Here is a 20,991-nt window from a genome sequence, read left to right as displayed (position 1 = left end):
GTTCAGAAGCGCATCTGCGCCATCAGCTCCACGCTGCGGCTGGCACCCACGAGCCATTGGCTGTTGTAGGCGGCTGTGGCGTAGACGCGGTTTGTCAGGTTGCGACCAATCAGGCTGACGGTGGTCTGAGGGGAAGCATTCCAGCTCACTACGGCGTCCAGCACGGTGTAGCCCGGCAAGCGTTTGCCGGCGCTGTTGGCGTTGTCGCCAAAGCGGCTGCCTACGTAGCGCAGGCCAAGCGACGTGCGCCAGCCGCCTTCGCGGTAGTGTCCCCACAGGTTGGCCGTGACCTTGGGCACGTTGGCTGGGCGATTGCCGCTGCGGTCGGCGCCGCCTGCTTCGATCAACTCGTCAAACCGTGCCTTGGTATAGGCAGCGTTGGCCTCCAGGCGCAACGCCGGGCTTGCCTGCAATGCGCCAGCCAGCTCCAACCCGCGCGATGACTGCTTGCCGCCCTGGATCGACAGGGCCGAATTCGCCGGATCGCGGGTGATGATGTCGCCCTTGGCGATATGGAACAGCGCTGCCGTCCATTCGCCACGGCCATCGGCCAGTTGCTGCTTGAAGCCGACTTCCTGCTGGCGGCCCTTGCTGAGCGAAAAGCCGGTCTGCGAGGCCGCCAGCGACAGCAGGCTGGTGACTGGGTCGTGCCCGGTGGTCATCTGTGCATAGACACTTGACTGCGCGGTCAGCCTGCGCGTGAGGCCCAGGCGCCACGAGGTGCCGTTCAGGTCCTTGTCAAAGCCCGTCTTGGCCACGAAATCCTGCCGCGAGAATTCGTACCAGTCACGGCGGATGCCGCCCATCAGCAACCACTGCTCGTTGATCTTCCAGGCGTCTTCGATATACAGCGCGTTCTGCCGCAAGGCCGAGCCCATGCGCGGCAAATACGGATCGGGACTGATCCAGGTGCCCGGCACCGGATCGAATGCAGAGACGATGGAGCTTCCCGTGTATGGAGAATTGCTGGTGTTGCGGAAGTTGGCCTGGGACACATCCCAGCCCACAGCCAACTGGTGCGCACTGCCCTTCCAGTCCAGCGCCAGGCGGTTGCCGTTTTGCTGCAGTGCATGGCCGATTTCGAGGTAATCCGAGCGCGCCACCGTGCCTGCGGCCGGGTTGTAGTCATAGGCCTCGATGTTCTTCCAGTGGCGGTCGGCGCCAAAGTGGTAGAGCTCGTTGCGCACCGCCAGTGCGTCGTTGACTTGCCAGGTTGCCTTGGCCTTGAAGCGTTTGTCGCGGTAATGGATGTCGCTGTCTTCGGTGTTGTAGCCCGTGTCGATCAGCTCGCGCGCCACACGGCCATTGGTGGTCGGCGTGCCGTAATAGCGCGATGGCGCCTGGCTGCTGATGTCGGCCGTCACATCGAGCGTGAAGTCGCCACGCGGCTGCCAGCGCAGCGCGCTCATCAGCTTGCCGCCCTTGCTGTTGTCGAAGGCTCGGTCGCCGTCGCTGCGCGCGCCGTAGGCATCCACACGGTAGGTCAGCGTATCGCTCAGGGCTCCGGTGCTGCCCAGGCCCATGCGTGCAGTGCCATGGTTGCCGCCCGAGAGCAGGAGTTCAGTGGAGCGTTCTCGGCTGGGCTGCTTGCGAATGGCGTTGACTGTGGCGCCCATGGTGCCGCTGCCGTACATCAGCGACGCGGGGCCGCGCAACACTTCAAAGCGTTCATAACCCCAGGTGTCCGACGGATAGTTGATGGTTCCCGAGCCCACGCCCAGCGTGATGCCGTCTTCGGCCACACCCACCGAATTGACGCCATAGAAGCCCCGGCTCGCAAACGCCAGCCCGCCATTGCCCGGCGTGCCCGCAGCCGACAGGCCTACGGTGCGCGTCACCGCTTCAGCAGCACCCCGGTCGGCGCGCTCATCGATCTGCTCGGCCGACACGCTGCCCACGCTGGCGGGCAGGTCCAGCGTGGGCACATCGACATGTGACGCCGTTGCAGAGCGGCGTGCGGTGTCGAGTGCAGGCGCCTCATTGCGGCTGCCAGTGACGACCACTTCAGTCAGGGTCTGCTGCGCCAGAACGGCTGCGGGAGACAGCAGCAGGCCACAGGCCGTGCGCCGCAAGAGAGGAAAAGAAAAAAGAAGGCCGTGCATCACGCAGCACCCCAGGACATCCGTTGTCTGAAGCGATGGCCGAACCCACGAACCGAGACTGGTACCGAGAACGCCATCCGCACCCCGCAGACAGTGGAAAGCCAGCGCATGCACCCAAAAGCATGCGCTGTGAACATCGGCGGGCCGGTCTCCGGGCTCGCAGGCGATCCATCTCGGACCCAAACCCCACCTTCCCGGTAGCGTGCAGCGCTCCATGTTGGAGCGCACACGCCGATCCAGTGGCTGCAAGCGCAAAGTCGCCTGCCTGGGGTGTTTTCCTGCATACCGTTGCGGGGGCAGCCAAGGCCTGGGTCGGACGACCGCACCTTGTTCCCGTTTCACTCGCCAAGGCGAGCACCTTCCGAAACGAAACGCCCTGGAGAAATGATTCTCAGGGCGATGCGCAATTCTATCACCGGCCCGAAACCGGTCTTTTTACCCAACGGCAACCATCGCGCGGAGCGCAACGACCACACCATTGCCCATGAAGGCGGTACCCACAGTCAGGTTCTCCCCGTCGGCCTTGTGCCGCTGGGCGACAATCAGGCCATGAGCACGACCTTTGCCCCCCTGCACAACGACACCTTCTTGCGCGCCTGCCGCCGCCAGGCCACCGACTACACGCCCCTGTGGCTGATGCGCCAGGCCGGCCGCTACCTGCCCGAGTACAAGGCCACGCGCGCCAAGGCGGGCAGCTTCATGGGCCTGGCCACGAATGTGGACTATGCAACCGAAGTTACCCTGCAGCCGCTGGAGCGTTTTCCGCTCGACGCAGCCATCCTGTTCTCCGACATCCTGACCGTTCCCGACGCCATGGGCCTGGGCCTGTCGTTTGCCGAAGGCGAAGGCCCGCGCTTTGCGAGACATGTGCGCGACGAGGCGGCAGTTGCAGAACTGGCCGTGCCCGACCTGGACAAGCTGCGCTATGTATTCGATGCCGTCACCAGCATCCGCCGCGCGCTGGATGGCCGCGTGCCGTTGATCGGTTTTTCCGGCAGCCCCTGGACGCTGGCCTGCTACATGGTCGAGGGCAAGGGCAGCGACGACTACCGCCAGGTCAAATCGCTGATGTACGCGCGCCCCGACCTGATGCACCGCATTCTCGAAATCAACGCCGACAGCGTGGCGGCGTATCTGAATGCACAGATCGACGCGGGCGCGCAGGCCGTGATGATTTTTGACAGCTGGGGCGGCGTGCTGGCCGACGGCATGTTCCAGCAGTTCAGCCTGGCCTATACCAAACGTGTACTCAGCCAGTTGAAGCGCCACGGCACCGATGGTCAGGATGTGCCCCGCATCGTCTTCACCAAGGGCGGCGGCATCTGGCTGCAGGACATGAACGCACTCGATTGCGAAGTGCTGGGCCTCGACTGGACGGCCAACCTGGGCCATGCGCGCGCTGTCGTTGGTGGCGCAGTGGGCGGCCCGGGCAAGGCGTTGCAAGGCAATATCGACCCGAATGTGCTGTTTGCCCCGCCCGAGCGCATTGCGGAGCAGGTGCAGGCCGTGCTCAGCAGCTTTGGCAAGCCGCATACCGATGGCACCACCACCGGCCCCACGCACATCTTCAATCTGGGCCATGGCATCAGCCAGTTCACGCCGCCCGAGCATGTAGCGGCGCTCGTCGAAGCGGTGCACAGCCAATCGCGCGCCATGCGCCAGTAAAGCAGCACCCTCTTCAGCAACAAGCCCCGCCATGCGGGGCTTGTTTTTGGCCGGTGATACAGCAGCCGGTTTATGCAGCGGCCAGTTGCGACGGGGATCTGGGCGGCTGCCAGTGCAGCAGGGCCTCGGTACACTGCGCCAGGGTGGCGTGCTGCGCGGCCTGGGCCGATGGACATTGCGGGTGTGCTGCGGCCGCCTCAGCCGGCGCAATCCAATGCAGGCAGGCGCCCAGGCTGGCGGCAGCCTGCAGCAACTCGGTGCTGCGCGCCACGACGGCAACCTTGCCGGCCTCGGTATTGAACCGCTCCGTGATCTGGCGCAGCAAGGTGGCCTGCGGTGCCCAGCATTCGCAATGGTCCTCGGGGGCATGCGGGCAGAAGAAGACGGCATCAACCTTGGCGCCCACCATGGCCAGATCCTTGTACATCTGACGGTGGTAGTCGTTGAGCGCAGCACAATCGTACAGACCGCGCTCCAGGCCAGGCTGGTTGGCCACCAGCACCACATGCCAGCCCGACAGGTTGAGCCGTGCAATGCCGCTGGCGGCATCGGGCAGTACATGCCAGTCGTGATGGCCAGTGAGCTGGCCCGTGACCGGCTGGCCGACGATGCCGTCGCGCTCGATGATGGCGAGTTTCATAACCGTCCCCTTGTTGTACCGACCTCCGCAAATCCGGATCCGGCAACAGACGGCGCCCATGGCTCGGCCCGTTGCGCATCCTGGCTGGCGTCAGTCCTCATCGTTATTGCCTGCCGCCGCACGGGCGGCAGCAGGCTTCTGACCCGCTGGGAACCAGTGTACCCAGAGAATCAGGCGGCGACCAGACGGGACAGGTCGGCCACGCGGTTCATCGCATCGTGCAGGGTGGCCAGCAGGCCCAGGCGGTTGGCCTTGAGCGCCGGGTCTTCCGCATTCACCATCACATGCTCAAAGAAGGCGTCGACCGGAGCGCGCAAGGCGGCCAGCGTCTGCAGGCTGGCGGTGTAGTCGCCCGCCGCGAACTGGGCATGGGCCTTGGGGGCCACGGTCTGCAGGGCGGCGTACAGGTCCTTTTCGGCCTGCTCCTGCAGCACGGCTTCGTTGACATTGGGGCTGACGGGGGCATCCGCCTTTTTCAGGATGTTGCCCACGCGCTTGTTGGCCGCAGCAAGCGCTGGCGCCTCTGGCAAGGCGGCAAAGGCGCGCACGGCTTCGAGGCGCTTTTGCACATCGGCCAGGCGCTGCGGACGGTGGGCGAGCACGGCGTCCACTTCCTGCGCACTGAAGCCTTGTTCACGCAGGCTTCCAGCCAGGCGGTCATAGATGAAGTCGGAGAGCGCTGGCGTAGCGTCTTCGATCTTGTCGCCAAACGCAGGCAGCGTGCTGACCAGCAGGGTATCCAGATCCAGCGGCAAGTCCTTCTCCACCAGCATGCGGATCACGCCCAGCGCATGGCGGCGCAGTGCAAACGGGTCGCGGTCGCCGGTGGGCAGGTTGCCGATGCCGAACATGCCGACCAGGGTTTCCAGCTTGTCGGCCAGCGCAACGATCACGCCCACCTCGCCGCGGGGGAGCTCGTCGCCGGCAAAGCGGGGTTTGTAGTGGTCTTCAATGGCATCTGCCACGGCCACGTCAAGCTTGTCGTTGAGCGCGTAGTAGCGGCCCATCGTGCCTTGCAGTTCCGGGAACTCGCCCACCATGTCGGTCACCAGATCGGTCTTGGCCAGCAAAGCGGCCTGGTCCACCTGCTTGCCCAGCGCCGTGGCGCCCAGTTGCTGGGCAATGCTCTTGGCGATGGCGCGCACGCGCTGCACGCGCTCACCCTGCGTGCCCAGCTTGTTGTGGTACACCACCTTGGCCAGCAGCGGCGCGCGCGATTCCAGCGTTTTCTTGCGGTCCTGGTCAAAAAAGAACTTGGCATCGGCCAGGCGTGGGCGCACCACGCGCTCGTTGCCGCCGATCACCGCCGACGCGTCTGCGGGGCTGATGTTGCTGACAACCAGGAACTGGTGGGTCAGCTTGCCAGCAGCGTCCAGCAGCGGGAAGTACTTCTGGTTGGCCTTCATGGTCAGGATCAGGCATTCCTGGGGCACATCCAGAAATTCCTTCTCGAATTGGCAGACCAGCACGTTGGGGCGCTCGACCAGGGCGGTCACTTCGTCCAGCAATGCTTCGTCTTCGATGGCGCGAACGCCTCCGCCCACGCGCGCTGCAGCTTCCTGGAGCTGGCGGGCGATGGTGGCCTTGCGTTCATCGAAGCTGGCAATCACGGCGCCCTGCTCGGCCAGGGTCTGTGCATAGCTGTCGGCATTGGCGATCAGCACCGGGTCGGCCAGTGCTTCAAAGCGGTGGCCGTGCGTGGTATTGCCCGCCTTCAGGCCCAGGGCTTCAATGGATTCCAGCACCTGCGAGCCGTGCAGCGCCACCAGGCCATGCGCGGGGCGCACGAACTGCACGCTGCTCCAGCCGGGCAGCTCGCAGTTGCTTTCGAGCTGGTAGGTCATAACCTTGGGGATCGGCAGCTTGGCAATCGCTTCGGTCAGCGCTTTCTGCAGGCCTTCGGCCAAGGTGGCGCCAGCCACGGTGCTGTCGTAGAACAGCGCCTCGGCCTTGCCGTCGGGTGCGCGCTTGAGCTGGGGCACGGCGGCGGCATCGGCACCCAGTGCGGCCAGTTTCTTGAGCAGCGCGGGCGTCGCCTGGCCGTCTGCCGTCAGGCCCACGGTCACGGGCATCAGTTTTTGCGAAACCTGCTTGTCGGCGGCGCGGGGCAGCACATCGGTGATGTGGGCAGCCAGGCGGCGTGGCGTGGCGTAGGCCGTCAGCTGCGAGGCATCGCCCGCCAGGCCCTGCGCGCGCAGTTGCGCAAGCAGCACCTGGGCAAATGCTTCGCCCAGCTTTTTGAGCGCCTTGGGAGGCAGCTCTTCAACAAACAGTTCGACCAGAAGATTGGGAGAGGAAGTCATCAGGATTTCCGGGTATGGCGCAACGCAAAGATGGAAAGGCCGATGGTCAGCAGCGGGAACCATACGTTGTAGAGTTCACTGACCATTACCTGTACGCCGCGCTGCGAGAAAAAGCGGTCCGCCAGGATGGGCGACACGGCAATCGGCCGCCACGGACTGAAAAAACGTTCACTGGTAAAAGGCCACCACAGCGCAATGCCGCTGCCGCCGCTGGTCATCATGTCCAGCAGGGGGTGCGACACCGTGCAGGCGAACAGCCACGCAAAACCGGCAATGCGCGGCACCTTCCACCATCTGGCCAGCAGCAGGCCGATGATGCCCATCAGCGCGGCAAACAGGGCGGTGTGGGTAAAGCCGCGGTGGCCCCACATTCCCAGGCCCTGCCAGCCAAACTGGTGGGGAATGCCATCAAAATCCGGCACGATGGCGGCCAGGCACCCCACCAGCAGCATGCTGGGCGGCACACGGCGGCTGCCCAGCGCCAGCGCTGCGGCAACCGGAACGGCAACATGCGTGAAGATGGTGGGCATGGACGCGGCTTGCAGAGAACAGAATCAGGCAGCAGCCTTGGCTGGCATCTGTGCCACCCATTCGCGCGGCGCCATCGGAAAGCCCAGGCGCTCACGGCTGTCGTAGTAGCTTTGCGCCACTGCGCGTGCCAGGTTGCGGATGCGGCCAATGTAGGCGGCGCGCTCGGTCACGCTGATCGCGCCACGCGCGTCCAGCAGGTTGAAGGTGTGCGCAGCCTTGAGCACCTGCTCATAGGCGGGCAATGCCAGTTGCGCCTCCATCAGGTGCTTGGCCTGTTTTTCGTGCGCGGCAAAGGCAGTGAACAGGAAATCGGCATCGGAGTGCTCGAAGTTGTACGCGGATTGCTCCACCTCGTTCTGGTGGAACACATCGCCATAGCTGAGCTTGCGGCCATCGGCATCCACGGTCCAGACCAGGTCGTACATGTTCTCGACGCCTTGCAGGTACATCGCCAGGCGCTCCAGGCCGTAGGTGATCTCGCCGGTCGCGGGCTTGCAGTCGATGCCGCCTACCTGTTGGAAGTAGGTGAACTGCGTCACTTCCATGCCGTTGAGCCAGACTTCCCAGCCCAGGCCCCAGGCGCCCAGCGTGGGATTTTCCCAGTCGTCTTCGACAAAGCGGATGTCGTTCTTCTTCAGGTCAAAGCCCAGCGCTTCGAGCGATCCCAGGTACAGATCCAGAATGTTGGCTGGCGCGGGCTTGAGCACCACCTGGAACTGGTAGTAATGCTGGCCCCGGTTGGGGTTTTCGCCATAGCGGCCATCCTTGGGGCGGCGGCTGGGCTGCACATAGGCAGCCTTCCAGGGCTCGGGGCCGATGGCGCGCAGGAAGGTGGCCGTGTGCGAGGTGCCCGCGCCCACTTCCATGTCATAGGGTTGCAAGAGCGCGCAGCCCTGGTCGGCCCAGTACTGCTGCAGCTTCAGGATGATTTGTTGGAAGGTCAACATGAGAATCTGGTGGTGATACAGTGCGCCGCCCCGCGCCTATGCTCCACGGCACATGGCGGCATGGCCCAGCTGCATGCAAGCACTGCGGCCTTAGAACACGTTCTTAGCCCGCAAAGCGGTCAAAACCCTTGATTTTAGTGCTTTCAGGTGACGCCTGGGTGGCGATAGCCGAGTGGCGGCGTGCCGCACCGGGCAAGATGTGCAAGTTTGGATGAGCAATCGGCCGTCTGCGCACCATTTGCGCCATTTATCACTTTGTTTTTGATAGCAAAAGACGATAGGAATAGCCGCGCTCAGGAATCCATGTCCTTGCGCTGTCTGGGCGGCTCCATGGCGTTTTTTCGGCTGTTGCCTGCGCGGCCAGCCTTGCTCCAGTCGTAGGTTTGGCCGTCGGGCGTCTGGCCGCCTTCGACTGCGGCCACCCCCATCTTGCCCACCATGTCGCGCAACTCCGACGAGATCACCACATGCGCATTGCGCGCATCGCCGCGCAACGTCTGGCACTGCGCCAGGGCCTCGCTCATCTGCTGGTCGGTATAGGCAATGCAGCGGGGTTGCCAGCGGACTTCGCCCTCTGTGTCGGGGTTGGTGTTGTGCAGGTAGAAGACGGCGATGCTCATGGCGCGGCTATGCAAGGAGTGAGAACAGCAGGAACGCGTTCAAGCGTCTGTTGTACCGCATTACGGCGCGCACTGCTGGTGGATAAAAAATCGCCACGCCCCCTAACGCCAGACCCCGTGCGCACGCCCGTCCTGTACCAATGCCAGCACCGCTTCGGTATGCGCACCCGCTGCACACATGGCGTTGGTGGCATAGGCGGCGCCATCAAAGCGCGGCGCAGGCGCGGCCTGCAGAACACCGCCCTGCTCGCCATACACGCCGCGCGATTGCATGTGGGGGTGTTGCGACGCTTCCAGCGGGCTCAGTACTGCGCCAAAACACACATCGGTGCCTTCAAACACCTGCTGCCAGTGGCTGCGCGGCTGGGTGATGAAGATGGCCTGCAGGCGCGCGCGACGCCCGGGCCAGGCGGCCTTGTCCCATTGAGGAGTCGCAAAATCGGCATCATCCGCCAGGCCCAAGGTGTGCAACAACAAGGCGTAGAACTGCGGCTCGATGCTACCAATGGTGATGTGGGCGCCGTCTGCGCAGACATAGGTTTCGTAAAAAGGCGCACTGTCGTGGATGCTGGTGCCGCGCGTGTCGGTGACTACGCCCTTTTGCCGGGCACTCAGCGCCAGGTTGAGCATGTGGGCGGCGCCATCCACAATCGCGGCGTCCACCACCGTGCCCTGACCGGTCTGGCGCGCGTTGATGACACCCGCCAGCAAACCCGTCATCAGGTAGAGCGCGCCGCCGCCGATATCGCCCACCATGGCGAACGACGACACGGGGCGCGCATCGGCCGGGCTGCAGCCCCACAGGGCGCCAGACAGCGCCGCGTAGTTGTTGTCATGCCCGGCACGGGGGCTGAGCGGGCCGCTCTGGCCCCAGCCCGTCATGCGGCCGTACACCAGCCGGGGGTTGACTGCCATGCATTCGGCCGGGCCCAGGCCCAGGCGCTCCATCACGCCCGGGCGCATGCCTTCGATCAGCACGTCAGCGCCTTGCACCAGGGCCAGCACCAGGGCCTTGCCCTCGGGCGTCTTCAGGTCGGCAAATACCGAGCGCTTGCCACGGTTGAGCAGGTTGCCCGTGGGCGCGGCATGCTTTTCCTCGCGCACGATGGAGATCACATCGGCGCCCAGATCGGCCAGGTGCATGGCGCAGAACGGGCCGGGGCCGAGGCCGCCGATCTCGAGAACCTTGATGCTGTCCAGTACTTTCATGCTGTCTCCATATTTTTATAAAATCGACGTACAGCGCCCTGTTGGCGGGCACAGTCAATATCAAATCAATAGCACCACGCCATCACACGCCTGTACCGCCCAGCACGGCTTCAACGGAGCGCACCAGCGTGATGAGGCGCGGGCCGATATCGGTTTCCATCTGGCTGCTCTTGGGGTTGTACGAAGGCACCGATGCGGCAAATACCCAGTACTCGCCGTCCTGCGGCTTGGAGAGCGGCACGGCAATCGACTGGATTTCGCGGTGCAGGTCGCCGTGGCTGCGGCAAAAGCCGTGTTCGGCCAAATCGCGGCGGGCGTCATCAAGGCGCTCGCGCAGTTGCGTGGCACGCTCTGCATCGCGCGCCGCCAGGTCCGCCAGGTAGCTTTCGCGCTGCGCCTGCGGCAAGGCCAGCAAATAGGCGCGACCCGTGGCAGTGCGCGAGAGCGAAATGCCCACGCCGATCTCGGGCGCGAACAGCTTGTCTTCAATGCCCTTGGCCAGTTCCACCAGCACCAGTTCGCGGCCGCTGCCCACGTTCAGCTGGATCTGGCCGCCCATGTAGTTGGCCAGCTCTTCCATCTGCGTGCGGGCAAACTGACGCATCGTCATACGTGCCAGCACGGGCGAGGCGAGGTTGAGCAGCGCCACGCCCGGCACGTATTTGGACAAGCGCTCCGAATAGCGCAACAGGCCCAGCTCGCACAGCGTCTCCGTCAGGCGGAACAGGGTGGGTTTGGGCAATCCCGTCAAATCCATCAGCTCTTTGCCGCTGAGTTCCTGGCGCTTGTTGTTGAAGCATTGCAAAATGCTGATGCCGCGCACCAGGGCGCTGACCAGCTTTCCATCCGCGTCAGAGTTCATAAATCCGTCAAAAAATTATCGATTACGAGACTTTTGTCTCACAAAATTCTAATCGGTATTTGTGTCCTCCATCCCCATGGCTTGCCCTAGGGAGCTTCTGCAAGATTTCCTGCCCATGAGCCTGAACAACCACGGCCTTCCATCGCGCGTACCCGTCATTGCGGAGCTGGGGCGCCTGTTTGCCGACCCCGCCGTGCCCGATGCCGACAAACAGCAGGCATTGGATCTGCTGGTGCAGGACCATGCCGACCTGGACGAGGTGGAAGCACAATCGGCGCTGTGGGCCATCAGCCAACTCGGCCGCTGCGAAATGGCATGCCATGCGCTGCTGGACTGTGCTCCGGCGTGGCTGGCCCTTGCCGATACGGCGCAGCCCTTTCTGGACGCCTACCTGCAGACCTGCGGCTCGCAGGTGACGGTGGCGGCCAAGACCGCATTTGCGCAATTGCACACGCTGGCCCGGCACGACGCCGAGCTGGCCGCGCGCCTTCCAGACTTTGCCAGCCCATGCAACTCCTGACCACCACTGCCCTGTTCGTTCTGACCGCGATTGCCGAAATCGTGGGCTGCTATCTGCCCTACCTGTGGATCAAGGAAAAGGCGCCCCCGTGGGTGCTGCTGCCTGCGGCGTTGTCGCTCTACGCCTTCGTCTGGTTGCTGACCTTGCACCCCACGGCGTCCGGCCGCGTGTACGCAGCCTACGGCGGCGTCTATGTCACCGTGGCCATTGCCTGGCTGTGGCTGGTGGATGGCGTGCGCCCCACCGCCTGGGATGCTGCAGGCGTGGCGCTGTGCCTGGCGGGCATGGCCGTCATCATGGCGGGCGCTGCGCAGCGATAGAAGCAAAGCGAGGGCAGCGCCTTCTCCTACAAACCAACAACCCATTGGCTGACAGGGTGCCAATTTCCTAAAGAGAAATGATGAGGGGATAGATAACAACGATACAACCCCATCATGCAAGACCCCTCCTCGCCGGGCAATCCTTCGCGGCGCACGTTCTTCAAGCGCTCGCTCCCCATCATTCCCGTAGCCGCCGTGGCCGCAGCCGGTGGTGCCGCCACCCTGGCCACCACCGGCAGCCACCACCTGCCGGTGGTTTCCGGCCCTGCCGTCGATACGGCGCTGGCCGACGCCGCCAAGTACCAGCCCAGCTACTTCAGCCCCGATGAGTACCGCTTCCTGCAGGCTGCGGTGGCAAGGCTGATTCCCGATGACGAACTGGGCCCTGGCGCACTGGAAACGGGCGTGCCCGAATTCATCGACCGCCAGATGAACACGCCCTACGCCGCCGGCAGCAACTGGTACATGCAAGGGCCATTCCAGCCCGACGCGCCCGCAGAGATGGGCTACCAGCTCAAACTCACGGTACGGGAGATCTACCGCCTGGGCATCGCCGCTGCCAACCAGTGGTGCAGCAAGAACCTGGGCAAGCGCTTTGCGGAACTGTCCGCTGCAGACCAGGACAAGGCACTGGCCGCCATGGAGCATGGTGCGGAAGGCTTTGACAGCCTGCCGTCCGGCACCTTCTTTTCCATGCTGTGGGGCAACACCCGGGAAGGTTTCTTCAGCGACCCGCTGCACGGCGGCAACAAGGGGCTGGTGGGCTGGAAGCTGATCGGCTTTCCCGGCGCACGTGCCGATTTCATGGACTGGATCGAGCGCGACGAAGCCTACCCGCAGCCGCCTGTCTCCATTCGCGGACAAAGGGGTTAAAGCGTGGCAAAAACACTTCCCAAAAAAGATGTCGTGGTGATCGGCTTCGGATGGACCGGCGCCATCCTGGCCAAGGAGCTGACCGAAGCGGGCCTCGATGTACTGGCGCTTGAGCGCGGCCCCATGCGCGATACCGACCCCGACGGCGTCTATCCGCAGACCATGGACGAGCTGACCTTCAATTCGCGCAAGAAACTCTTCGTCGATGTATCGAAGGAAACCGTCACCATCCGCCACAACGAGGCGGCAACGGCCCTGCCCAATCGCCAGCTCGGCGCATTCCTGCCGGGCACCGGTGTGGGTGGCGCGGGCCTGCACTGGTCGGGTGTGCATTTTCGCGTCGACCCGGTAGAACTGCGCATGCGCAGCCACTACGAAGAGCGCTACGGCAAGAAATTCATCCCCGAGGACATGACGATCCAGGATTTCGGCGTGGGCTACGAAGAACTGGAGCCGTATTTCGACTTCGCCGAAAAGGTGTTCGGCACCTCGGGCACGGCCTGGACGGTGAAGGGCGAGAACGTGGGCGCCGGCAAGGGCGGCAACCCGTTTGCGCCGGACCGCTCCGACCACTTTCCACTGCCCGCGCAGATGAACTCGGTCTCGGCCTCGCTGTACGGCAAGGCCGCCGAGGCAGTGGGCTACCACCCATACAACATGCCTTCTGCCAATACATCGGGCCCCTACACCAATCCGTATGGCGTACAGATGGGGCCGTGCAACTTCTGCGGCTTCTGCAGCGGCTATGCCTGCTACATGTATTCCAAGGCATCGCCCAACGTCAACATCCTGCCCGCGCTGCGGCTGGACCCGCGCTTTGAGCTGCGAACGCAGTGCCAGGTCACCCGCATCAACCTAGCGGCCGACGGCAAGACAGCCACCGGCGTGACCTACATCGACGCTGCTGGCAACGAGGTGGTGCAGCCTGCCGACATCGTGGCGGTATGCAGCTTTCAGTTCAACAACGTGCGCATGCTGCTGCTGTCTGGCATCGGCAAGCCCTACGACCCGGTGAGCAACACCGGGGTAGTTGGCAAGAACTTTGCCTTCCAGAACATGGCAACCATCAAGGTCTTCTACGGCAAGGACCAGCACCACACCAATAATTTCATCGGCGCGGGCGGCAACGGCATTGCCGTCGATGATTTCAATGCCGACAACTTCGACCACGGCCCCGCCGGGTTCGTAGGCGGCTCGCCCTTCTGGGTCAACCAGGCCGGTGCCAAGCCCATCTCCGGCACTCCCACTCCGCCGGGCACGCCCAGTTGGGGCAGTGGCTGGAAAAAGGCGGTGGCCGAATCCTATACGCACAACGTCTCGATGGATGCGCACGGCGCCCACCAGAGCTACCGCGCCAACTACCTGAGCCTGGACCCCACCTATAAGGACGCCTATGGCAACCCGCTGCTGCGCATGACGTTTGACTGGCAGCCCAACGACATCCGGATGAACCTTTTCATGCAGGAAAAAATGGGCGCCATCGCCAAGGCCATGGGCGGCCAGGCCATCAGTGTCTCGGGCAAGAAGGACGGCACGCACTTCGACACCAGCAGCTACCAGACCACGCACCTGAACGGCGGCGCCATCATGGGCACCGACCCGTCCACCAGCGCCGTCAACCGCTACCTGCAGAGCTGGGACGTGCACAACGTGTTCGTGCTGGGGGCATCGGCCTTTCCGCAGGGCCTGGGCTACAACCCGACCGGCCTGGTGGCCGCGCTGGCGTATTGGTCCGCCCGTGCCATCCGGGATCAATACCTGAAGCAGCCCGGCGCGCTGCTCAAGGCCTGATGGAGGAACATGCACATGAAAACCTCCACACTCCAGCGCGGCCTGATTGCCGCCGCAGCCGCCGCTGCCTGCGTATTTGGCATCAACAGCTGGGCCCAGAAAGAAGCGATGCCGTCCGGCGAGCCTGCCTCACCAGCGGCAGCCACAAGTGCATCGCCATCCAACGTGCCTGCTCCGCGAGGCCAGGTGGCCGCGCAGCCGATGGTGACCACAGCGCCATGGCAGCCCGGCAAGCCCATAGACGGTGCAACGTCTTCCGACCCATTGGTGCGCGGCGAGTACCTCGCGCGCATGGGCGACTGCGTGGCCTGCCACACCGCGCCGGGCGGCAAACCGTTTGCCGGCGGGCTGGCAATGGCCACGCCCATCGGCACCATCTATTCGAGCAACATCACGCCCGACAAGGACGCCGGCATCGGCAGCTATAGTTTTGAAGACTTCGACCAGGCCGTGCGGCATGGCAAGGCCAAGGGCAAGGGCAGCCTGTATCCGGCGATGCCCTACCCGTCCTACGCGCGGGTGAGCGAGCAGGACATGCGCGACATGTACGCCTTCTTCATGCAGAAGGTGGAGCCCATCCCCAGCGCACCGCCCGAGAATGGCATCACCTGGCCGCTGTCCATGCGCTGGCCGCTGGGCGTCTGGCGCGCGATGTTCGCCCCCGATGCAGGCAAGGTGCAGGCCGCCTCCGATGCCGTGGCGCCCACGGCCAACCCGCAGTTGCGCGGCGCCTATCTGGTCGAAGGCCTGGGCCACTGCGGAGCCTGCCACACGCCGCGAGCCTTTACGATGCAGGAAAAGGCGCTCACCAACAGCGACCCACTGTTCCTGAGCGGCGGCGACCAACCCGTGGACGGCTGGATTCCCAAGAGCCTGCGCAGCGGAGGCCCGGACGGCCTCGACCGCTGGAGTGCCGCCGACATCGTCGCCCTGCTCAAGACCGGCCGCAACAACCACACCGCGGTGTTTGGCGGCATGACGGACGTGATCGCGCACAGCACGCAGTACATCAGCGACAGCGACCTGAACGCCATTGCCGTCTACCTGAAATCGCTGGGCCCTGCCAAAGATGGCAAGGCCAGCGCATTCGCCGCCAATGCCGATACGGCCAACGCGCTGTGGAAGGGCGATGTCAGCAAGACGGGCGCCGCGCTGTACCTGGACAACTGCGCCGCCTGCCACCGCAGCGACGGCCAGGGCTACCAGCAGGTCTTCCCTGCACTGGCGGGCAACCCCGTGGTGCTCTCGCATGACCCGAACAACCTGATCGCCATCATGCTGCAGGGCAGCAAGGTACCTGCTACGGCCACGCGACCGTCCACCTTCACCATGCCCGCATTCGGCTGGCGCCTCAACGACCAGCAGGCGGCAGAGCTGGCGAGCTTTGTGCGCAGCAGCTGGGGCAACCAGGCGGGCGCCGTGTCGGCATCGCAGGCAACTGCCGTGCGCAAGTCCTTGCCAGCAGAGGCAACCGGGCAGGGGGCGGCCCGGTAACCAGGTTCGAGAAGACGCCTCCGCGAAAAAGGACCGCCTGTTTCCACAGGTGGTCCTTTTGTTTTGCCCCACAAATGCTATCAATTTAGAAGCATTTGGCACTCAATGAACAAGCGCTGGGGTGCATTTTCATTCAGATCTTCCGGCGTGCGCGCACCGCCTGCGCCAATTGCTGCAGCACGGGAATCGTCTGCTCCATGCTGATGCAGGCATCGGTGAGCGACACGCCGTACTGCAGCTCCTGCCCGTCCACAATATCCTGCCGACCTTCGTGGATGTGGCTCTCGATCATCACGCCGGTGATGCGCTGGTCGCCACCAGCCACCTGCTGCGCCACATCAGCCGCCACCTCGATCTGGCGGCGGTGCTGCTTGCTGCTGTTGGCGTGGGACAGGTCAATCATCACCTGCGGACGCAGGCCCGACTTTTCGAGCAGCTCGCAGGCCTCCTGCACATGGGCTGCGTCGTAGTTGGGCGCCTTGCCGCCGCGCAGGATGATGTGGCAATCCTGGTTGCCGCGCGTCTCGAAGATGGCGCTCTGGCCCATCTTGGTCATGCCCATGAAGGCGTGGGAGGACTGGGCGGCCAGAATGGCGTCGCTTGCCACCTTCACGCCGCCGTCGGTACCGTTCTTGAAGCCCACGGGGCATGAGAGGCCGCTGGCCAGCTGGCGATGGCTCTGGCTCTCGGTGGTGCGCGCACCAATGGCGCCCCAGCTGACCAGATCGCTGATGAACTGGGGCGAGAGCAGATCGAGAAACTCCGTTCCCGCAGGCAGGCCCAGCGCCAGCACATCGAGCAGCAGGCGGCGCGCCAGCTCCAGCCCCTCGTTGACGGCAAAGCTTCCGTCGCGATAAGGGTCGTTGATGTAGCCCTTCCAGCCCACCGTGGTGCGAGGCTTCTCGAAGTACACACGCATGACGATCAGCAGATCGTCCTTCAACGCATCGGCCTGCAGCTTGAGCTGGCGGGCGTAATCCATGGCCAGGTCGTGATCGTGAATGGAGCAAGGCCCCACCACCACGATCAGCCGGTCGTCCTGCCCATGCAGAACGCGCGAGATGGCGGCGCGGCTCGATTCCACCAGGTGGGATGCCTCGTCCGGGATGGGCAGCCACTCCTCCAGCAGCGCAGGCGTGAGCAGTGGACGCACGATCTTGATGCGCGTGTCGTCAATGCGGGTTTTGTCCAAGGTGGTCAGCCGCGACGCATGCTTGCGTTGCGCTGCCATTGCAGAAATAGAGGCGTCTGTCATCCCGCCATTGTCGCAGCCTGCGCAATTGCACCGGGCCTGCGTCTGGTTTGCGCCTTATGCATCGGAGGTGCGGTTATACGCCAGTCCTACTGCAGATGCTATACAAAGAAGAGCTACAGGCGCTTTATGGTTAAGCACCTGCAGCCGTTCTAGCTGGAAGATATCTTCATCAGCACCAATCCCGCCACGATCAGCACGGCCGCCGTCATGCGCATGGCCGACAGGGCCTCGCCCAACACCAGCACGCCCACGATGAACGAGCCGACCGCGCCGATGCCCGTCCAGATGGTGTAGGCCGTGCCCAGCGGCAGGCTGCGCATGGCATAGGCGAGAAGCCCGAAGCTGGCAGCCATCGCCACCAGGGTGACGGCGCTGTATTTGAGATTGGAGAAACCGTGCGACTGCTTCATCGTGTAAGCCCACAGTACTTCCAGAACGCCCGCCACCAGCAAAGCAAACCAAGCCATATTGCACTCCTGTCGTGTTGAAGGGCCAGGCCGTCCTGGCTGCGGTGCGCATCGCGTGAATGCTGTAACAGGGCCGTCCCTGTGCACGAAAGTGTGTCTATGCTAGCGCCACTTCCGCCTTCACACCCTCAGCCGCTCCAAAACCGCCGATGGCTTGGGTGGTTGCCACGCAACAGCGGCGCGGGGCCCAAAGCTGTGCACGCGAGAGAACTGAACGGGATGCACATGGCGTATCGCAGCCATGATAGGCCATGGTCACACCAGGGCAGGCACTGGCTCCAGTTGCACGATATTGCCCACCGTCGCGCCGTAATAGGTCGCCACCCGCTTGCGCTGCTTGAGCACGGCCTTGTCCTTGCTGACGAGAAGTGCCTGGTGCTGGCTGGCCAGATCCAGAAAGTGCTGGTCGTCCGGGTCGGTGCAGGTAAAGCGGATCTTGGGCGCTTCTGCCACGTATTGCACCGCAGCATCGAAGGCCGCCATCACGCCTTCGGGGGTCTTTCCATAGAAGCTGACGCGCGGCGCAATCTGGCTGTAGTGCAGCACGCGCTCCAGTTCTGTGCGCTGGGCCTGGTCGGCAATCCAGCGCAGATGGCCCTGGGCCACCAGTTCGCGGATGGGCGGAATATGCGGGTCGTCGAAGATCAGCATGTCCAGCACCACATTGGTGTCGAGCACCACGGGGCGTGGCAGCGGGCCTGCATAGCCATCATTGCAGGCGGGCCACTTGAGCACGATTTTCATGCGCCAGGGCCTTCCGGGGCGCCTTGATCGCTCTCATTTTTGCGCGGTTTGACGGTCCCCTTGACCATGTCGAAGCGGAACAGGCGGCACTCGATGGGGCCATTCCACATCGGCGTGCGGCGCGATTCCTTGAGCCGCATCTTGCCGGGCAGCTTGAGGTCGGGCGTGAGCATCCAGGCGCTCCAACCGCTGTAGTTCTTCTTCCAGTGGCTGGCCAGCTGGCTGAAAAACTCCCCGCCGTCTTCGGTCTGCGCGGTTTCGCGGCCCACCTGCGCCACCTGGCCCATGCGCTCCTGCGCATTGCGGCCAGCGCTGCCGGCGGCAGCAATGCGCTCGCCATAGGGAGGGTTCAGCAGCATCATGCCGGGCTGATCGCTCGGGGGCATGCGCTGCAGTGCATCGCCGCCGCGCAGCTGGATGGAGCCAGCCACGCCCGCACGCTCGGCATTGCGCTGGGCAAAATCGACCATGCGAAATGCAATGTCCGATCCGTAGATGCCTACCGGGCTTTCGGGCAGGATGGCTGCTTCCGCCTCGTCCAGCATGGCTTCCCAGACATGGCGCTGAAACGGTACGAGCTTTTCAAATGCAAAGCGGCGCAGAATGCCGGCGGGAATGCGCCGTGCGATCTGCGCGGCCTCGATCACCACGGTACCGCTGCCGCAGCAGGGGTCGTACAGCGGCTGGGGTTCGTCACCATGCGGGTCCCAGCCGCTGGCGGCAATCATGGCTGCAGCCAGCGTTTCCTTGAGCGGCGCGTCGCCCTTGTCTTCGCGCCAGCCGCGCTTGAACAGCGCCTCGCCCGAGGTGTCGATGTAGATGGTGGCGCCGTCCGTGGTCAGGTGCAGGTGCACGCGCACATCGGGGTGGTGCGTTTCCACGCTGGGGCGCACGCCATTGCGTTTGGCGCGGAAGCGGTCAGCGATCGCGTCCTTCACGCGCAGCGCAGCAAAATTCAGGCTGGTCAGCGGGCTGTGCTGGGCCGTCACTTCGATCTTGAACGTCTCCTTGGGGGAGAACCAGATCTCCCAGGCCACTTCGCTGGCGGCGCGGTACAGGTCGTTCTCGTTGCGGTACATGCTGTGCGACAGCTCGACCAGCACGCGCTGCGCGAGGCGGCTGTGCAGATTGAGCAGCATGGCATCGCGCCACATGCCGCGCAGCATCACGCCGCCCCGGCTTACTAGCAGGTCTTGCCCCGCAGCGCCGGTGATGGCGTGGACTTCGTCGGCCAAAAAGCCCTCGACGCCGGCGGCGCAGGGCAAAAACAAGTGCAATTGGTTCATAGAGAACCGCCAAGGATACGCGGTTGCTCCGCAATCCGTGCAGTCTGACGGGAATGGCGGACTGCGCGGGCCGTGCTTTGGCAGCCCGAATGCGCCTGAAGATTTGCCAAAAACTTCGAAATTGATAGCAATCTTCGATAGATGGCATTGTGCAAAAGCGCTATTTTTCAGCAATCCCTTCGATCACACCCCGGATTACAGCCACGGCCTGCCAGTCGGCAGACAATGGCTGCCATGCACACCCACCATTTTGACGACGATACCCAACCTGCCGCCCTGGACATGGCTGCGGCCACCGGCGCTGGCCAGGCGCTCCATGCCTACGCCGCACTCACGCCTGATGTGGTGCTGGATGCGCTGGCAGATGTGGGCCTGATGGGCGACGGCCGGATGAACCCGCTGGCCTCGTATGAAAACCGCGTCTACCAGGTGTGGCTGGACGATGGTCGCAAGGTGGTCGCCAAGTTCTACCGTCCCGGCCGCTGGAGCGACGACCAGATTGCCGAGGAGCATGCCTTCTCGCAGCAGCTGGTCGATGCCGAAGTGCCGGTGGTGGCGCCCCTCGTCTTGAACGGCACCAGCCTGCACCATCACGCAGGCTTCAGCTTTTCGGTATCGCCCTGGCGAGGCGGGCGGCAACCCGATCTGGATGACTGGGAGGTGCTGGAGTGGACAGGCCGGTTCCTTGCCCGCATCCATACCGTGGGCGCAGCCCAGCCCTTTGTGGCGCGCCCGGCCATCAACGTGCACGATTTCGGCCTGGAGCCGCACGACTGGCTGATGCGCCACCAGGCCGTTGCCCCCTCTCAGCGCACCGCATGGAGCGATGCCTGCCTGCGCGCCATCGACAAGATCCGCCACATCATGGACCCTGGCAATGCCACCGGCCACTTTGCCGCAGGCCCTTGCCAGAACCTGCGCCTGCACGGTGATTGCCACCCTGGCAACGTGCTGTGGGTGCCCCCTGACGAGGCGGGCGGCGGCCCGCATTTTGTGGACCTGGACGACGCACGCACCGGACCGGCAGTGCAGGACATGTGGATGCTGCTGTCAGGCAACCGGGCGCAGCAGGCGGCGCAGCTCTCCACCCTGATTGAGGGCTATGAGCAGTTCCGGCCCTTTGACCGGCGCGAGCTGGTGCTGATCGAGCCACTGCGCACCCTGCGCCTCATCCATTACAGCGCGTGGCTCGCCCGCCGTTTTGATGACCCGATCTTCCCCATCCACTTTCCCTGGTTCGGCAGCGATGCCTATTGGCAGGAACAGACCCAGTTGCTGCATGCGCAGGTGGAGGCGATGGACGAAGCGCCGCTGTACGTGTGATACCGCAGAATGGTTTCACTGCATTTTGAGTAAAACGAC

At 64.1% G+C, this 20,991-nt stretch carries 19 protein-coding genes and 1 riboswitch; of the genes, 7 read left to right on the top strand and 12 right to left on the bottom strand.

The features are described 5' to 3' along the window. Positions 1 to 2: 2 nt before the first annotated feature. The gene (locus ACH2DG_RS01125) at positions 3 to 2,072 is read right to left on the bottom strand and encodes a TonB-dependent receptor (protein ID WP_395023882.1); all 2,070 of its coding nucleotides are present in this window, start codon (positions 2,070 to 2,072) and stop codon (positions 3 to 5) included. Between the two features lie 154 nt (positions 2,073 to 2,226). Beyond that, positions 2,227 to 2,479: riboswitch (cobalamin riboswitch) on the bottom strand. A gap of 172 nt (positions 2,480 to 2,651) precedes the next feature. Here ACH2DG_RS01125 and hemE point away from each other — a divergent pair. Beyond that, positions 2,652 to 3,767, top strand: a complete 1,116-nt coding sequence (gene hemE, locus ACH2DG_RS01120; RefSeq protein WP_395024122.1) for a uroporphyrinogen decarboxylase — start codon at positions 2,652 to 2,654, stop codon at positions 3,765 to 3,767. A 70-nt stretch (positions 3,768 to 3,837) separates the two neighbouring features. Here the strand turns inward: hemE and ACH2DG_RS01115 are convergent, their stop codons facing one another. From ACH2DG_RS01115 to ACH2DG_RS01085, 7 genes are all read right to left on the bottom strand, one after another. Further along, positions 3,838 to 4,407 carry a histidinol phosphate phosphatase gene (locus ACH2DG_RS01115; protein WP_395023881.1) on the bottom strand — a complete coding sequence of 190 codons (570 nt, stop codon included), beginning with the start codon at positions 4,405 to 4,407 and terminating at the stop codon, positions 3,838 to 3,840. A gap of 170 nt (positions 4,408 to 4,577) precedes the next feature. Continuing rightward, positions 4,578 to 6,710, bottom strand: a complete 2,133-nt coding sequence (glyS, locus tag ACH2DG_RS01110) for a glycine--tRNA ligase subunit beta (RefSeq protein ID WP_395023880.1) — start codon at positions 6,708 to 6,710, stop codon at positions 4,578 to 4,580. Next, a complete protein-coding gene (locus ACH2DG_RS01105) occupies positions 6,710 to 7,240 on the bottom strand; it encodes a metal-dependent hydrolase (RefSeq protein WP_395023879.1) in 531 nt (176 codons plus the stop codon). Before ACH2DG_RS01105 ends, glyS begins: the two co-directional genes overlap by 1 nt. A gap of 24 nt (positions 7,241 to 7,264) precedes the next feature. Further along, complete coding sequence (gene glyQ, locus ACH2DG_RS01100) at positions 7,265 to 8,188, bottom strand: glycine--tRNA ligase subunit alpha (RefSeq protein ID WP_224150462.1); 924 nt, start codon at positions 8,186 to 8,188, stop codon at positions 7,265 to 7,267. Between the two features lie 293 nt (positions 8,189 to 8,481). Continuing rightward, a complete protein-coding gene (locus tag ACH2DG_RS01095; protein WP_395023878.1) occupies positions 8,482 to 8,808 on the bottom strand; it encodes a hypothetical protein in 327 nt (108 codons plus the stop codon). Positions 8,809 to 8,910: 102 nt separating this feature from the next. After that, complete coding sequence (locus ACH2DG_RS01090; RefSeq protein WP_395023877.1) at positions 8,911 to 10,017, bottom strand: CaiB/BaiF CoA transferase family protein; 1,107 nt, start codon at positions 10,015 to 10,017, stop codon at positions 8,911 to 8,913. A gap of 82 nt (positions 10,018 to 10,099) precedes the next feature. Then, positions 10,100 to 10,879 carry an IclR family transcriptional regulator gene (locus ACH2DG_RS01085; RefSeq protein WP_395023876.1) on the bottom strand — a complete coding sequence of 260 codons (780 nt, stop codon included), beginning with the start codon at positions 10,877 to 10,879 and terminating at the stop codon, positions 10,100 to 10,102. A 115-nt stretch (positions 10,880 to 10,994) separates the two neighbouring features. On the opposite strand from ACH2DG_RS01085, the gene ACH2DG_RS01080 reads away from it, so the two are divergent. The 5 genes from ACH2DG_RS01080 to ACH2DG_RS01060 all read left to right on the top strand — a co-directional run bounded on the left by ACH2DG_RS01080 (position 10,995) and on the right by ACH2DG_RS01060 (position 15,877). Next, complete coding sequence (locus ACH2DG_RS01080) at positions 10,995 to 11,399, top strand: hypothetical protein (RefSeq protein WP_395023875.1); 405 nt, start codon at positions 10,995 to 10,997, stop codon at positions 11,397 to 11,399. Then, positions 11,387 to 11,719 carry a YnfA family protein gene (locus ACH2DG_RS01075; RefSeq protein WP_395023874.1) on the top strand — a complete coding sequence of 111 codons (333 nt, stop codon included), beginning with the start codon at positions 11,387 to 11,389 and terminating at the stop codon, positions 11,717 to 11,719. Before ACH2DG_RS01080 ends, ACH2DG_RS01075 begins: the two co-directional genes overlap by 13 nt. Positions 11,720 to 11,833: 114 nt before the next feature. Further along, positions 11,834 to 12,592, top strand: coding sequence for a gluconate 2-dehydrogenase subunit 3 family protein (locus ACH2DG_RS01070; RefSeq protein WP_395023873.1), 759 nt, complete (start codon positions 11,834 to 11,836; stop codon positions 12,590 to 12,592). A 3-nt stretch (positions 12,593 to 12,595) separates the two neighbouring features. Then, on the top strand, positions 12,596 to 14,383 hold the full coding sequence (locus tag ACH2DG_RS01065; RefSeq protein WP_395023872.1) for a GMC family oxidoreductase: 1,788 nt from the start codon (positions 12,596 to 12,598) through the stop codon (positions 14,381 to 14,383). A 15-nt stretch (positions 14,384 to 14,398) separates the two neighbouring features. Beyond that, complete coding sequence (locus tag ACH2DG_RS01060) at positions 14,399 to 15,877, top strand: c-type cytochrome (protein WP_395023871.1); 1,479 nt, start codon at positions 14,399 to 14,401, stop codon at positions 15,875 to 15,877. A 133-nt stretch (positions 15,878 to 16,010) separates the two neighbouring features. Here ACH2DG_RS01060 and ACH2DG_RS01055 read toward each other — a convergent pair whose 3' ends face one another. The 4 genes from ACH2DG_RS01055 to ACH2DG_RS01040 all read right to left on the bottom strand — a co-directional run bounded on the left by ACH2DG_RS01055 (position 16,011) and on the right by ACH2DG_RS01040 (position 19,629). Next, positions 16,011 to 17,108 carry a 3-deoxy-7-phosphoheptulonate synthase gene (locus ACH2DG_RS01055; protein ID WP_395023870.1) on the bottom strand — a complete coding sequence of 366 codons (1,098 nt, stop codon included), beginning with the start codon at positions 17,106 to 17,108 and terminating at the stop codon, positions 16,011 to 16,013. Positions 17,109 to 17,281: 173 nt separating this feature from the next. Next, entirely contained in the window at positions 17,282 to 17,599 is a 318-nt protein-coding gene (locus tag ACH2DG_RS01050; RefSeq protein WP_184704138.1) for a multidrug efflux SMR transporter, read from the bottom strand. Positions 17,600 to 17,854: 255 nt separating this feature from the next. After that, complete coding sequence (locus ACH2DG_RS01045; RefSeq protein WP_395023869.1) at positions 17,855 to 18,343, bottom strand: putative toxin-antitoxin system toxin component, PIN family; 489 nt, start codon at positions 18,341 to 18,343, stop codon at positions 17,855 to 17,857. Next, positions 18,340 to 19,629: a class I SAM-dependent RNA methyltransferase gene (locus ACH2DG_RS01040; protein ID WP_395023868.1), complete on the bottom strand. Its 1,290-nt coding sequence runs from the start codon at positions 19,627 to 19,629 to the stop codon at positions 18,340 to 18,342. The genes ACH2DG_RS01045 and ACH2DG_RS01040 overlap by 4 nt, the downstream gene beginning before the upstream one ends. Positions 19,630 to 19,911: 282 nt before the next feature. On the opposite strand from ACH2DG_RS01040, the gene ACH2DG_RS01035 reads away from it, so the two are divergent. After that, positions 19,912 to 20,952, top strand: a complete 1,041-nt coding sequence (locus tag ACH2DG_RS01035) for a serine/threonine protein kinase (RefSeq protein ID WP_395024121.1) — start codon at positions 19,912 to 19,914, stop codon at positions 20,950 to 20,952. Positions 20,953 to 20,991 lie beyond the last annotated feature (39 nt).

The organism is Comamonas odontotermitis, from assembly GCF_040396735.1.
Lineage (GTDB): Bacteria > Pseudomonadota > Gammaproteobacteria > Burkholderiales > Burkholderiaceae_C > Comamonas > Comamonas odontotermitis_C.
This window is presented reverse-complemented; position numbering and strand designations above follow the sequence as displayed.